A 13880-nucleotide genomic window follows, 5' to 3' on the forward strand; every position below is an offset into this window, starting at 1 on the left:
ACTTAATGCTCATCCCTGTCCCACCAGAGCCACTCCGCTAAGTCCCTATCTCGAGCAGGAAGCCTCATGGTCCGATCACTTGGAAAGATGAAACGTCCTGGGTCGCTGGGTGTGTGAGTCTTATCATCCAAAACATGACTCAGTATATCCCGGAAAGCGGAGTAAGGATCGGGAGATTCCCGAGGCAGATGCTCTACAATCGATCTTACTCGTTCCCAATCCTTCGCCTTCACGCAAACCGTAGCCCATCGAACCCAGATTCGATTTTGGGGTTCAATACGCTCTTTCAAAATCATGAGAAACTTTTGAAGGTTCTCGAGACGTTCAGCAGGCTCTAAGGGTTCTCGTCCATATAGAACACGATCCATCATGGCGAAAACGGTTTCCCAATCCATCAGAGAGTCGGAAATCACTTTGCCAAAGAGAGACTTGATTCTGGGATCTATCATCGAGAATTGTTCGGTACTAGCAGCCAAAGATAGCTCCATCGCATCAATGAATCCCGCCTCGATTGCAGCCAGGCAAATATGGTACCACGCTGTGGAGTACGCATCATAGTACATAGGGAGCAAGGGGTCCTTTGGGATATTGAGAATTTCGTTCCTGTGAAGCTCCCACCATTCAATAAGCGATAACGCTCGATCGATGTCTTTCAATTGAAAACATGCGATTACCGCCATAGATAGCGTGTGATCATCGATTTCTTTGCGAGACTGTAAGGATTCCACGAACTCAAGAGCTTCCATTAGGCGATCGGCTTTTAAGAGCGATTGACAAAGCAATTTTCGGAATCTAACGTCGTTCGGATCGCGCTTCACTGACTGCTCGAACAAGAAAGCGCTTCTCTTAAACTCACCGAGATTAAAGATCATTTCGCCCAGGTAGTACCAATTTTCACCCACCTCAGGCGCCTGCTTAACCCCGTTTTCCATTGTGGATTTTGCTTCATCCACTTTGCCGACTCTCCGTAATCGTTCGCCTAGTCTCCCGTAGCGTTTGAAGCCATTAGGATCGACTTCGTAAGCCTGCTGGTACATCACGAGTGACTTTTGATGCCAGATTTCGAAGAACTCATCTCCCAGCCTGCTGTAATGGGCACCCAATTTTCGCTGCACGAGTCCTGGATCATTGAAATAGCCATTGTTTTTTAAATTACGTTGAATCTCCGTGAACCATGCGTTCTGTGCGTCCAATGGGAGCCTGGCAACCATGCGCAAAAACAATTCCGCCATCCAGGTATCAGCCGGCGATTGCCGATATGCAATCGAAGCGGTCGAAATAGCCGTATCAAGATCGGAGCTGGAAGTCATCGATTTGATCTCAGCCAAAGTCATTTGAACCCGTGGTGCAAGAAGGTACCCCGTGGGGACTCTTTGGACGAGACTTTCCGCTATACCTACCGCATCTTCGAGTTCCGGAATACGATTTGCATAGAAAAATCGATATTTACCCAGAGTTGTAAGCTGTCTGAATTCCGGGTGACCGTTATCGACTCGAATCCTTACAAATGGATACTTGACCGTACGAAGCGGCTTGAAAAAGAAATACGAACTGGCGACCGGTTGATCCGGCTGGTGAGTTACCGACCAGAACGTACCACTTTTATTATCGATGAAATTGGTTATCTCTCTGCCTGGAATGATAGGATGCCCCGAGACAGCACGCGTAATCTCGAGTTCCGTAAACTCCTCTCCATCGAACGATTGTCTCGCAGCAATCAGTTCATCGAGAAGACATTTATTTTCGTCCGTAGGCAGTTGCCGATAGGTCTCACCTGGGCCTATCTCAGATTCGAAATCATGGAAAGTATCCAGCCTGATAGCCAACAAGTCCTCCTTGCCAATATTCGCCATCACGTCAAAAGCCATAACCGAACCTTCCCTGCCTCTACGGGCTATATTCTTGTCGTTTGCCTGAACGGACTCGACCAAGATCCATTCGATACTTGTCCGTAGCAATTCCGCATTGTAGTCTGGTCCGTTATCGACCAAGCCTTTCGCCAATGCTTGACGTGTCGATATAGACAGTTCATCAACGCGAGGGTCCTGCGCCCACTTCATCATCCCAGGAACATCACGCTGAAAAATAGCCTGCCAAACTTCCTGGGCAAACGGCTTCTTCTCCAAATCAAAATCTAGCCGAATACGATCAAGCTCCATTTGGATGAGACTCAGCACGGCCTCTGTTTCGGGGGACGAGTTTGAAAGCTGGAGATGGTAACGACAGAGGTGATCAAACCGCATCAATCCCACCTCCATTTCGTCCCTTACCCATGGTGGTAACGATTGCCACTCCCATGCATCCATTTCCTTTTCTGTTGATCGATTCCAAATCCTTTCCTCGAACAGCCTCTCATAGGCTTTCAGTTGGTATCCTACCGATCGATTGCGGTCGAATTTAGAAACGGTACCATCCATCAGCCTTTCCGGATCGTAGACTCCTGCGAATGGATTGTATTCCCAGTAAATCCGATCTAACTCCAAAATCAGCCCTCTCGCATGGTGCAAGTGCTCGATGCGTTGCAAGGTATCATCGATCGAATATTTCATATCCAGATCGATTTCCAGTTGAGAGATAGCCAGTTCGAGCTCCACTTTTAACTCGGCCAATCGTGTGAAGTCCGTGCTGGGTGGCATAACGCTTGCTTCCCAAATCGTTCCCACGAGGCTAATCGCGGGGGCTCGAAATTGTTCTAGAGCAAGCCGATTCTGTGACAGCCGGAGCGATTCTCGATTCTTCAGCAAAACACCACCAACGACTAGACTGACGACTAGCCCCAACGAAACGAGACTAGCCAAAAGAATCATGCGTTGATTCCTTTTCTCAGCTGCATGGGTCCGCTTCGCTTCTTCCCATCTCGCCTTAGCCGCTGCGTTTTCACGCTCCGCCAAGCGAACTCGCTCTTTACCCGATGCGATAATTTCTTCTAATCGACTGGAAAGAACCCCGGCACTGGCGGGGCGATTCTCCGGGCTCGGAGACAGACAATCCTTTACGAGCGACTGAAATTCGGACTCGATGGGCGAGGCCTTGATACGAACAAACGCTTCCTGTAGATCGCCCTGAATCGCCATCCTTATCGATTCCGCCTTGTCGTTCGCAGGGTAGGGGGGCAAGCCTGTTGCAATCTCACATAAAATTGCACCTAAAGAAAAAACATCGGAGCGACAATCGACCTTAACGTTTTCACCAGCAGCCTGTTCCGGAGGCATATATGCCACGGTGCCGAGCACACTTCCTTGTTCGGTCAGAGCCTCATATTCGGAGGATACGATTTGATCCGTCTCAGTACTGGTGCTCAATCCATGTCGTATGGTCTGAATCACCGAAAAAAAATTTTGATCAAGCGATTGGCCCTGTGATGAATCAGAACTAGCCGAATCTGGCTCTGTAGACGAGTCCACAGCCTGGATGCTTGGGGAAATACGTGTCGCAACCACGTTTGATACGGCGTTTAGATCGGTAGCCACATTTTCAACGCCAACCTGCTTCGAGTTTTGATGATGCACCTTGGCTAACCCCCAGTCCATGACGTGAACTTCGCCAAATCGTCCGACCATCACATTGGAGGGTTTCAAATCTCTATGGATGACATTCTTAGAGTGGGCAAATGCAACCGCTTGGCAAATCAGGCTAAAAATCCCGATCCAATGATCGAGTCGCTCCGTAAGTGAAGATCTTTGCCTTAGCAAGTTCGCAAGCGTTTCACCTTTGACGAGCTTCATCGTAAAGAATAGGTGGCCGCTTTCTAGTTTGCCAATATCGTAAATGGGTACTATGGCCGGGTGTTGAAGTTGGCCGGAGATTTGAGCTTCTTCGATAAATCGATCCGTATAGGAAGAGTCGAAGAGGCGATTCGGCGAAATGACTTTCATAGCAACGTCCCGTTGGAGCCGTTTATCACGAACGCGAAAAACAAGTCCCATTCCACCGCGGCCAATTTCCTCAAAGACCTCGTAGCGAGAATCGGCAACACGCTCCAGGCTCCTCAGAATCGTCGCTTGCTCGTAAACAGCCGAAGTCCCCTTTGCCGGACTGTGATTATCCAAAGCCTGGCGATCCAATGACTCGCGAGGCGAAAGTCGGCCATCGGGATGATTCGTACGATCAGTCGACAAGTCAGATGCGAACCGTTCTTTTGGAGGCGACAGATCGTCGCGACCGATTGGACCATCGTCTGGAGAAGGCATAGAGTTTTGAAGCAGAAAATTCGAGTGCTGAATCATTCTCGCTGGTGACGCATCGCTCTCGCGCGCAGATTCCCTAGAGTCTAACTATATCCGGGTGCGATCGCCAGAACGGACACTTGAAAGATTGAACACCGCGGCGTCAAGCGAATTAGCGGAGAGCCAAAATCAGAGCGGAACGAACATTACGGCTTCACCAAGAAACCGACCAAGTCGAATCGCTGAAATTTCTAAAAAACTTTTCGGAATCTGAGAAAAACTGCCCCTAACCCACGATAGTTGAATAGATAGGAACGGTTTCACCGTGTGCTAAGACTTGAGGTTGCGATGGAAAATTGTGAATTGCAACGTTGTTCCGCGACTTGGCCGAATAGTTCCGCCCGCACGCCTCCTCGCAGATCAAACGCTTCGTTAACGATTCGCCCACACGCCAGAAGACCATCAGCCTGGAGAACAAATATTTTGAACATTTTCGTGAATTCAATCGACGACGGATCCAGTGGGTCTTTTCGCACTTGGAGCCCAACTGGCGTACGTGTCGAGCAACGTTTCGATTAAGAATGGTTATCGAATAGCCTCAACAATTTGGATGGCTCGACAGGCGGTTGAGTCTGCCAGCGTGGAATAGACCATCGCCATGGTCTTGGCTCCTCGCCGAGACAGAGCGTCACGAAGTCGCTCGAACACGCCCCAGACTTGCTTTCGGTCTGCATCGCGGAGACGAGTCTTTCGGCCAAGCCTTTTGAAATCGCGGTACTCCGCCCAGTTGGTCAGATCCCAACCATCGACAACATCGTTCCACTCGTCGAGTAAGAACTGGGGGGAGAGTGAAACGCGCTCTCCCTCGTCGACGATCGACTTGAGTAAGTCGAGCAGTTCCTCATTGTCGATCAGTTTAAGTTGGCCAGCATCAGCGGCAAGCAGATGCGTGGCAATCTCATCCACGGATGCGACGACAAGCGTTGGCAAAGCTCCGGGCTCAGGCAAATGTGGTGACAATCGCTCATTACCAACCAGCAGTTTCACCTTCTGCCGCAGCGACTTTGGTAACTCTGACGAAAAAGTCGTCAGCAGCACGTGACCTTGGTTTGACTTCAGCGATTCGGCAGCTCGATGAATCGCAACGACTGTCTTTCCGGTACCAGCGCTACCCGAGACACGGGCTGGCCCATTGAACCGTCGGTCGACAAAGCCTCGTTGCGCCGGATGCAGGAACACAATCCATTTTTCCCAGGGAGCGTCCAGGGCCGCAGCCGATTCATCCGCATTGTCCAAAACACGAAATCGGCGCTGAGCATCGGGGTGGCTGAATGGATCGGCGTCTTCGGCTGCTACCGTGCGCGGTTCCGGTCTCCCGCCGGTGGCCAACACGAGCAACGCTTCGGCGGCCTCGCTGGGGAGACGGTCTGCTATCGAAAGCAACGAATCCTCATCCGCAGTTAAGCAATCATCAACCCATTCGTCCGGCACTCCGTAAGTCAACAAGTCCTCGCGGACGAAACCCGCCAAGCAAACCGGCTTCGGTTGTGGTGCAGCTTTGACATAGGTCGACACTTCAATTTCGCGGACGGTCTCACGAATCTCGACGAGCTGCGCCGCGCCCGTGCGAGGATGCGTTTCGAGCCGACGTTTTTCCGCCCATTGATAAGCCTTGTCGTGGTGATCGACGTAGCACAATAACAGGCTCGCATCCGTCTTATGGACAATCACGCGAAGATCACGTCCAGCGCGGACCGACCAGAAGTTTTTGTCTCTGAAGCGTTCAATGCGATAAATTGCAATCCTGGATTTGCAGGATTCGCTTGCAAATCAAACGCAGTCGGTTTGCCGGTTTATTGATCATCAGCAGCCAGTCGCGTGAGACAATCGGTGAATGTGTCGGAGATACGGAATTGCATTATGGCCGAACTTATTGAAAGATGCTTTCGACGTCGATGCGCTTGGCAACCGACTTTTCAAGCTGTCGCAGATGATGGTCAATCAACTGCTTTCGCGCGGCGTCCGCACCGACCGAAATGCGAATCTGTTCTTCGGCACTTCCCTCGTCCGTTGTTAGGTAACGTGCTCTCAACGACGCGTCGTAAAGCGGCCTCGATGAGGTGCAAACCACTGTAGCACGCTGCGGTCACACTCCAAGCAATGGAACGTTCCTCCTCTAGCAGAAAGATGGCGAGCTCTCGGTTTTCTCTCGCTGTTGCAAGATGGCTATTCTTGTTCGGCAATGAGGCGGTGCTGAATGATCTGTCCAGAAGGAAGAAAAGATTTTAGCACGGCATCGCCCACCTTGGGAACCAGCAGCGTACTGAACGGAATCAAGCCAAATAGATGCTCGTTTGCGACCTCAAGATCCAAATCCGTAAGCTGGTCTTCAAAGGTAAAATCGAATGCCACAGCCCGTTGAACGATCACCAGCGTCACAAGGCGGAAATAAACCGAATAGCTTTTCTGACCAGCAATCCTTCCGAAATCCGGCAATCCTGCAAATATGCTGTGTCCCCTAAGACTGCTTTGCTAAGACTGCTTGACCCGCGCTCAACGCGAGAATTGACGAGTTGAGCAGGCAGTTGAACCAGATCGAACTTGAATTGCTGGAGCCATAATCGCATCGCGCGATCGCGGTTCTCAGATCTTTGATAATTTGGTTGACTCATGCATTGAGCCGTCGGGCGTCGCGAGCCCGACGGCTCCACAATCATGGCTGCTATTCGATTGGAAACTGCGGGAAAGGGTTTTTGTCGATTACAGTAGACTGCATCTTTCGTTTCAGAAAATTCAGCAAGTCTGACCGTTTCTCTAGAATTAGAACGATCTCCTGCAAGGTACAGAGTGTAACGACGCGATCCCTAAGAGCGTCTCTACATGTAGCAATCGCAGGAGCGGTATACTCGGAGGCTGAGATAATTAATGCGCTCGTCTCCGCTCGTCCAAACACTCTTACCAAATGCTCGGAAATTTCAGGCACGCCAATTGGAACCGCCCACCACTTCATCTCGACAAAGCATAAGCGCCCTTCAAGTTCAATCACGCCATCCACTTGCTCAACGATTCCTTCCCCCCTCTCTCCACGAAGCTGGAAGTCGCTTCTAACGAGAATGCCGTAAGCTTCAAACAGCCGATTAAGCACACCTTCTAACTTCTTACCCCGCGATTGACGATTCGTTTCTGGGAACAAAGCAAATAGATCATTGCGAAGGGATTCAACCCTACTTTCAAAGTCCTGCCTTATTCGCAATGCCTCATCTTGTTTACGCTGATGTGCTCGACGTTCAGATTCTCGCTCTTCATTGAGTCGTGTAAAAGAATCTTTCACTTTAACGAGTTGACGGATCTGGGACACAAGCCCCTGTGCTTTTAGCCGGTCGTTCTCCCAGCATGTTGTAAAGTCCTCAAATTCGACGACTCGTCGCAACACCTCTCGTCGCTCTCGAAGCCCACTTTCACCTCGTTGGTTGAGATCTATCAAAATCCGTCTCGCGATTTCATATTTGTTGATTTCGTCCGGTGAATTTACTACGAGCAATGAAACTTCATCCACGAGCTTTCCGTGAACACCCGCGCCTTTGAAGAAAAGGACAGTTGACTTCTTTGACTTCACCAGTCGCGGGATCGTATCAACAAGTAGCTCCAACAACTCCGGCGGATAATGAAATTCGATATTCATCTTTGCATAGCTCCTAATTCAACCTGCGATAACCCTACTCGACATGCGTTAACGCAACAGGGCCACGAATTTGAGATGAATACCTTCAGAGCCACTGCATCCATCAAGATCTACCTATATCGCAAACGTCCACTCTGAACTGCAAACCAATCAATCCAAGCAAGCAAGAATCCGATCCAGCTTCTTGTCCGACAACTCAGCCAAGCGTCGGAACGCATCAGGACGCGCGATGACTCGTCGACGAATTGGCTCTGGAACTTTTTCGGCAAGCAACAGTAGCTCCTCTTCGTCTCCCCCAAGTTCCACTGCCAGCAAATGGAGCAATCTTTCAGATGGGCTATGCCCATCCTCTAGCTTGTGGTTCTCGATCTTCGAAAGGTACGTAAACCCAACATCCACACGAGAAGCTAATTCACGCAGCGAGAGCCGCTTTGCTTTTCGAAGCTCCCGCAATCGCTGTCCAAGAGTCATTTTGTTCGCCACTTGTTCGCAGTGCCAAAAGACAGTAAATTGTTGCACTTGCTAGTCAACATAACACAGGAACGACGAGCCCGCTAGAGTCCGAGACGACTGGTTGGTGGTCGCTACAACGATCAACGCACGGAAGAAGGTACGGAAATGAAGTCGATCGAATTGTTCGCCGGTGCTGGCGGCCTCGCGCTTGCAACGGCAAACGCAGGCTTTCACCACCACGCTGTGTATGAGTGGAATAGAAACGCTTGTGCCACGTTGCGGCGGAACCAATCTGATGGCCTTAAACAACTCACAGGCGCGGAAATCGTTGAAGGTGATGTTAGCGATGTGTGTTTTAGCGAACTTGCAGGTAAAGTAGACGTTGTCTCTGGGGGCCCGCCGTGTCAACCTTTCTCTATTGGTGGCAAGCATGTCGGGATGGATGACAGTCGAAACATGTTCCCACACGCAATACGTGCGGTTCGTGAGATAGCTCCTCGCGCGTTTATTTTTGAGAACGTTAAGGGGTTGTTGCGCGAGAGCTTTTCGAACTATTACCAGTACATCATCCATCAACTCTCTTTCCCAGAAATTGTTGCCAAGGGAGATGAAGAGTGGACCGACCATCTTGCGAGGCTAGAGCGTGCCTCAACGAGCCGACGTAAAACTGGACTCACCTACAACGTGATCTATCAATTGATGAATGCGGCGGATTTTGGTGTTCCGCAACACCGACACCGCGTACTCATTGTTGGAATTCGCTCCGATCTCGAATTTGATTTTTGCTTTCCGCAGCAAACGCATGAACAAGATGCGCTTCTGTACGATAAATGGATTTCAGGCGACTATTGGGATCGACACAAAATTGCCAAGAACAAGCGTCCACAAGTACCAAGTGAAATTAGAGGACGTGTTGAACGTCTTAGGTGCTTGTTTCCTGGGATGCTATTGGAGCCTTGGCGCACCGTAAGAGATGCCATTTCCGACCTCCCCGAGATTGCGCCGGGCGAGTCATGCACAAAGTTCGCTAATCATTTCTTGAATCCAGGTGCCCGTTCATATCCCGGACATACTGGCAGTCCCTTCGACGAACCGGCAAAAGCTCTGAAAGCTGGCGACCACGGCGTCCCTGGCGGCGAGAATACACTACGATTTGATGATGGTACTGTCCGTTACTTTAGCGTGCGCGAGTGTGCTCGCCTCCAGACATTTCCCGATGACTGGACTTTTGAGGGATCTTGGACAGAGTCGATGCGTCAACTTGGCAATGCAGTGCCCGTAAAGATGTGCGAAATAGTTGCCAGCCAACTTGCAAGTCTGCTGAGCAAGAAGAAGGCATACGCAAATGGCTAAGAAGGCAACTCGAAGTCGGCAAATACCCTTTGACCGCGAGAAGCATGTTTACAAAAACGATGCATTTGTTGAGCTGATCAAAGATGCGGTTCGCTTCTTTAATGGCACCCCAGTTCACCCGCTCCCGCCTTTGGAACGCTTTGTTGGTACGGGAATTTATGCAATCTACTACACCGGGGAAGCAGACCCCTATCGCAAGTATGCTAAGTTGAACCGACTCGCGTACGACTACCCGATTTACGTTGGCAAAGCCGTGCCGAAGGGTTGGCGTCAATCTCGCGCTTCGCACAATGTCGAAGTCAAATCATCCGAGCTTCACGGGCGGCTTCGCCAGCACGCAAGCAGCATCAGCCGTGTCGGTGATTTATCGTTGGACGACTTTTGGTGCCGATTCATGATTTTTGAAGGTGCCAGTTCAGATATGATTGGAACTTTGGAAGCGGCCGTAATCAAATGGAAGAAGCCATTGTGGAATAGCTATCTCGACGGCTTCGGCAACCACGATCCTGGCAAGGGGCGCTATGAACAAGCAAAGTCGGAATGGGATGTCGTTCATCCGGGTCGGCTTTGGGCTGACAAGTGCAAGGGCAAGACTCGCAGTAAGGAAACAATTCTTTCTGGCATTAAAGATTTTCTGGATAAGTTGGGAGGTTCAACTGACATTGGTGCAGACCCCGCCGGCGGCAACGCGTTCAACGATTTGTAACGCACTTTGAGAGCAACCATGAAATCAACCAAGAGAAAAATCACTTCGAGAAAAGGAATGACGCAATGTAACGTCGTTGACTTGTTTTGCGGCGTAGGAGGCTTGACGCATGGCTTGCGGTCGGCAGGATTGAAAATAGTTGCTGGGATCGATTTTGATGAGGACTGCGAGTTTGCATTCACTCACAACAACGACGATGCTAAGTTCTTTTGCCGAGATGTCGCTTCCCTATCGCCATCATTTGTTCAGGATCTCTACCCCGATACTGGGTATCGAGTTCTTTCTGGGTGTGCGCCTTGCCAACCGTTTTCGCGATATGGTCGCGGCGCAATGAATCGCCGCAGCAAGTGGTCGCTTCTATTGAATTTCGGAGCGCTAGTAGAATCGATTCTCCCTGATCTTGTAACGATCGAAAATGTCCCCGAGCTCCAGGCTCACAATGTGTTTAAAGACTTCTTGGACATACTTGACGGTTGCGGTTATCAAACAACCTATGCCGTGCTCTATGGACCAGACTTTGGTGTACCTCAGTCACGTAGACGTTTGGTCTTGATTAGCAGTAGGCATGGAGCGCCGCATCTCCCACAACCAACTCATGTCCCCGAGACGTACCCGACCGTTAGAGATGCTATTGGGATGCTTCCGCCAATCGAGTCCGGCTGCAAGGATGGCCGCGATAATCTTCATCGCGCATGTACATTGAGCAACAAGAATCTGAAGCGAATTCGAGCATCGGTTCCTGGGGGAAGTTGGAGAGATTGGCCCAAGTCACTTAGATCAAACTGCCACAAATCGCAATCTGGAGCGACATATCCATCTGTCTATGGACGAATGGAATGGGATAAGCCAGCCCCAACGATCACGACTCAGTTTTTTGGATACGGCAATGGTAGATTTGGGCATCCCGAGCAAGACCGGGCACTTTCGTTGCGTGAGGGAGCGATACTTCAGTCTTTCCCGAGCAACTACAGCTTTCATCCTCCAAGCAAATACTTCTCATCACAAAAACTTGGTCAGCTAATTGGAAACGCGGTTCCTGTTCGACTAGGCCAAGCGATCGGTTCTGCAATTCTAGAGCATCTCAAGGCAATGAAATCATAAGATGGCTAAAATAAACAGTGAAAAGCGAAAGATAACTGAAGCAGACAAAAAGCTTGCCGAGGAGCAAATCGTCCAGCATCATCGGACTGTTGATTACGACACCCGCGAATATCCAGTCGAAGTAATCGTCGCTAAATACCTTGAAGGGCTCGACGATGATTCCAACGAGATCTTTGTTCCGGACTATCAGAGAGATCATACGTGGGAACCGCGACGACAATCTCGCTTTATCGAGTCTGTCTTAATTGGGCTCCCAATTCCATACTTGTTTGTTGCTGATATCGCGGAGCGCGAAGGTAGGTTGGAAATTGTCGACGGTTCCCAGCGTATTCGAACGCTGGCTGACTTTCTCACGAACGATCTGGTATTAGAGCAACTAGATAAGCTCACGCATCTTAACGGATTTCGATTTAAGGATCTTCCGCAGAGTCGCCAACGACGATTCAAGCGCCATACGCTTAGGTTAATCGAGTTAACCGAAAAGGCGAACGAAGAAATTCGTAGAGACCTCTTTGAAAGGATTAACACGGGAAGCCAAGAACTCAATGACATGGAGAAGCGTTGGGGAGCAAAAGACGGAAACTTCTTGCGTTTTGTCCGACGATGCTCTGAGAACGAGTTGTTCCACAAATTAGCGCCACTTTCAGACGCGGCTGTAAAGAGACGAGAGCGTCAAGAGTTTGTACTGAGATTCTTCGCATACCTAGATCGGTATGAGCAGTTTGACCGTAAGGTAAATGACTTTCTCAATGGCTATCTCGACGATATGGAGAAGACATTCAATGATGACGTGGAACAAAAGCTGAAAGCAGACTGGGAATCAATGCTCTACTTCATTGATAAGAACAGTACGTCTGGATTTTCAAAAAAATCTGGGCACCTTAGAACTCCCCGAGTTCGATTCGAGACGCTTTCAGTTGGTACTGCACTAGCGCTTGCAAAGAAGCCAGATTTGCAAGTGAGTGGAATGGACTGGATTAATGATGAGTCGGATGAGTTCCACAAAATGGCTACATCGGGGTCAAGTAATTCGAAGCCGAAGATCAAAAAGCGACTGGAGTATGTTCGGGATCGCTTGCTCAAGGAGTCGCTAAAGTGAAGGCTGATTTCCAAGCTAGAAAGCGCGAGATTAGTCGCTACATCAGGTTTGTCGACAAGATCTCTAGAGAGAAGCTCGCAATTGTCGACGCAGTATCAAAGGAAACTGTTTACGACCCAGCAGACCAAAGTGAGCTAATTAAGACTCTTAAAGCAAATGCATTCTTGCTATTGTACAATTTGCTTGAGTCCACTCTGAAAAATTCGATTGAAGCGATCTTCGACGAACTGCAGGGAAAGGGAGTAGACTTCGATAGTTGTCGCGATGAATTACGGCATGTGGTGCTGGGCAATCTCAAGCGTCGGAACATCGACGACATTGTTCCCGATATAAGCCGTATCGCTACTGACTTGATTTCGGCAACATTCAAGAAGGATATGCTCTTCTCAGGCAATGTCGATGGGCGACTTGTTCGAAATACGGCAAAGGAGTATGGCTTTCATGCACCACGCCGTAGATCAGACGAGCTACTCGTTGTGAAGTCAAATCGGAACGATCTTGCGCACGGTAACAAGACTTTCTCTGAAGTCGGGCGAGAGTACGACATGCGGCGAATTAAACGCATCACAAACGAAGTTTTCGAATACCTAAACGAGCTGATCGACAATGTTGACACATATTTGGAGAACGAACACTACTTGCATGCAAAGAAGCCATGATCTTCGGAGGGCAATATACGATCACAGGGCCTTCGAATCATCAGTCATTTTATGAGTTTTGCCGCTCCCTCCTGAGTCGCCTCACAGGCTCCTTATTTTTCTCGAAATCTGCCATGAATCGGCTGGATGCGGTTTCCCTTCAGAGGTAACTGTGTGACCAACGTTGGCAACGTCGCCAACACGAAACGCAGATCTCAAAACAAGGGAACACGAACATGGCTACCAAGACCGCCACCAAAACCAACCGTAACGCCAAAGCCGCCAGCAAGGCCACCACAACCAAAGCGGCCAAGAAGAACGCCACGGTCGCCAAGCCAGCCGCCAAGGAATCGAAACCAGCGGATAAGAAGATGAGCCAGATCGAAGCTGCGTCCAGCGGTGATCTACCGCAAGCTGAGCTTTTGCACCCAGAGCGGCAGTGGAAGTCGCTATCTGGAACGCATCCTGACGGTGTCGGAAACATGCCATCTGCAACATCGCAATGCTTACGAATATCTGATCGAAGCGATGCGGGCAAAATTCTGCGATCGTGCCGCGCCATCGTTGTTGCCCAACTCGCCCGCCACCACGGCGTCCGCTGCCTAATTCCTCACACCGGGGCGTGAACAGTTACAGGGAAAGGAGACTCGTTTTCTGCAAGCCCAAGCGCAGACCGCAGTGA

13 protein-coding genes are annotated in these 13880 nt (G+C 49.9%); 6 read left to right on the forward strand and 7 right to left on the reverse strand.

Annotated features, from left to right (window positions below; all coding sequences use genetic code 11):
• Positions 1-2: 2 nt before the first annotated feature.
• From SH449x_RS08300 to SH449x_RS08330, 7 genes are all read right to left on the reverse strand, one after another.
• Positions 3-4190 carry a protein kinase domain-containing protein gene (locus SH449x_RS08300; RefSeq protein ID WP_482380869.1) on the reverse strand — a complete coding sequence of 1396 codons (4188 nt, stop codon included), beginning with the start codon at positions 4188-4190 and terminating at the stop codon, positions 3-5.
• A gap of 296 nt (positions 4191-4486) precedes the next feature.
• The gene (locus tag SH449x_RS08305) at positions 4487-4657 is read right to left on the reverse strand and encodes a hypothetical protein (protein ID WP_482380870.1); all 171 of its coding nucleotides are present in this window, start codon (positions 4655-4657) and stop codon (positions 4487-4489) included.
• A gap of 94 nt (positions 4658-4751) precedes the next feature.
• Positions 4752-5897, reverse strand: coding sequence for a UvrD-helicase domain-containing protein (locus tag SH449x_RS08310; RefSeq protein ID WP_482380871.1), 1146 nt, complete (start codon positions 5895-5897; stop codon positions 4752-4754).
• A gap of 199 nt (positions 5898-6096) precedes the next feature.
• Positions 6097-6258: a hypothetical protein gene (locus SH449x_RS08315; protein ID WP_482380872.1), complete on the reverse strand. Its 162-nt coding sequence runs from the start codon at positions 6256-6258 to the stop codon at positions 6097-6099.
• 134 nt (positions 6259-6392) lie between these two features.
• Positions 6393-6662: a hypothetical protein gene (locus SH449x_RS08320; RefSeq protein ID WP_482380873.1), complete on the reverse strand. Its 270-nt coding sequence runs from the start codon at positions 6660-6662 to the stop codon at positions 6393-6395.
• Positions 6663-6888: 226 nt separating this feature from the next.
• Positions 6889-7848 (reverse strand): restriction endonuclease, encoded by a 960-nt coding sequence (locus SH449x_RS08325; protein WP_482380874.1) that lies wholly within the window; start codon positions 7846-7848, stop codon positions 6889-6891.
• Between the two features lie 150 nt (positions 7849-7998).
• A complete protein-coding gene (locus SH449x_RS08330) occupies positions 7999-8319 on the reverse strand; it encodes a helix-turn-helix domain-containing protein (protein WP_482380875.1) in 321 nt (106 codons plus the stop codon).
• Positions 8320-8466: 147 nt separating this feature from the next.
• On the opposite strand from SH449x_RS08330, the gene SH449x_RS08335 reads away from it, so the two are divergent.
• The 6 genes from SH449x_RS08335 (at position 8467) to SH449x_RS08360 (ending at position 13824) form a co-directional block, all read left to right on the forward strand.
• Positions 8467-9654 (forward strand): DNA cytosine methyltransferase, encoded by a 1188-nt coding sequence (locus SH449x_RS08335; RefSeq protein ID WP_482380876.1) that lies wholly within the window; start codon positions 8467-8469, stop codon positions 9652-9654.
• The gene (locus tag SH449x_RS08340; RefSeq protein WP_482380877.1) at positions 9647-10360 is read left to right on the forward strand and encodes an Eco29kI family restriction endonuclease; all 714 of its coding nucleotides are present in this window, start codon (positions 9647-9649) and stop codon (positions 10358-10360) included. Before SH449x_RS08335 ends, SH449x_RS08340 begins: the two co-directional genes overlap by 8 nt.
• A gap of 57 nt (positions 10361-10417) precedes the next feature.
• Entirely contained in the window at positions 10418-11461 is a 1044-nt protein-coding gene (locus tag SH449x_RS08345; RefSeq protein ID WP_482380878.1) for a DNA cytosine methyltransferase, read from the forward strand.
• Position 11462: 1 nt separating this feature from the next.
• The gene (locus SH449x_RS08350) at positions 11463-12560 is read left to right on the forward strand and encodes a DUF262 domain-containing protein (protein ID WP_482380879.1); all 1098 of its coding nucleotides are present in this window, start codon (positions 11463-11465) and stop codon (positions 12558-12560) included.
• Complete coding sequence (locus tag SH449x_RS08355) at positions 12557-13219, forward strand: MAE_28990/MAE_18760 family HEPN-like nuclease (RefSeq protein WP_482380880.1); 663 nt, start codon at positions 12557-12559, stop codon at positions 13217-13219. Before SH449x_RS08350 ends, SH449x_RS08355 begins: the two co-directional genes overlap by 4 nt.
• Before the next feature lie 215 nt (positions 13220-13434).
• On the forward strand, positions 13435-13824 hold the full coding sequence (locus SH449x_RS08360; RefSeq protein ID WP_482380881.1) for a hypothetical protein: 390 nt from the start codon (positions 13435-13437) through the stop codon (positions 13822-13824).
• The last annotated feature ends 56 nt before the right edge of the window (positions 13825-13880 follow it).

The sequence above is a fragment of the Brakhagea baltica genome (assembly GCF_052161605.1).
Taxonomy (GTDB): Bacteria; Planctomycetota; Planctomycetia; order Pirellulales; family Pirellulaceae; genus JBKCUI01.

Bases quoted from the DNA above. Each gene is read 5' to 3' on its own strand.
- SH449x_RS08330 (WP_482380875.1), bottom strand. From the start codon at position 8,319: ATGACTCTTGGACAGCGATTGCGGGAGCTTCGAAAAGCAAAGCGGCTC.
- SH449x_RS08325 (WP_482380874.1), bottom strand. From the start codon at position 7,848: ATGAATATCGAATTTCATTATCCGCCGGAGTTGTTGGAGCTACTTGTT.
- SH449x_RS08345 (WP_482380878.1), top strand. From the start codon at position 10,418: ATGACGCAATGTAACGTCGTTGACTTGTTTTGCGGCGTAGGAGGCTTG.
- SH449x_RS08300 (WP_482380869.1), bottom strand. From the start codon at position 4,190: ATGCCTTCTCCAGACGATGGTCCAATCGGTCGCGACGATCTGTCGCCT.
- SH449x_RS08360 (WP_482380881.1), top strand. From the start codon at position 13,435: ATGGCTACCAAGACCGCCACCAAAACCAACCGTAACGCCAAAGCCGCC.
- SH449x_RS08305 (WP_482380870.1), bottom strand. From the start codon at position 4,657: ATGTTCAAAATATTTGTTCTCCAGGCTGATGGTCTTCTGGCGTGTGGG.
- SH449x_RS08350 (WP_482380879.1), top strand. From the start codon at position 11,463: ATGGCTAAAATAAACAGTGAAAAGCGAAAGATAACTGAAGCAGACAAA.
- SH449x_RS08335 (WP_482380876.1), top strand. From the start codon at position 8,467: ATGAAGTCGATCGAATTGTTCGCCGGTGCTGGCGGCCTCGCGCTTGCA.
- SH449x_RS08340 (WP_482380877.1), top strand. From the start codon at position 9,647: ATGGCTAAGAAGGCAACTCGAAGTCGGCAAATACCCTTTGACCGCGAG.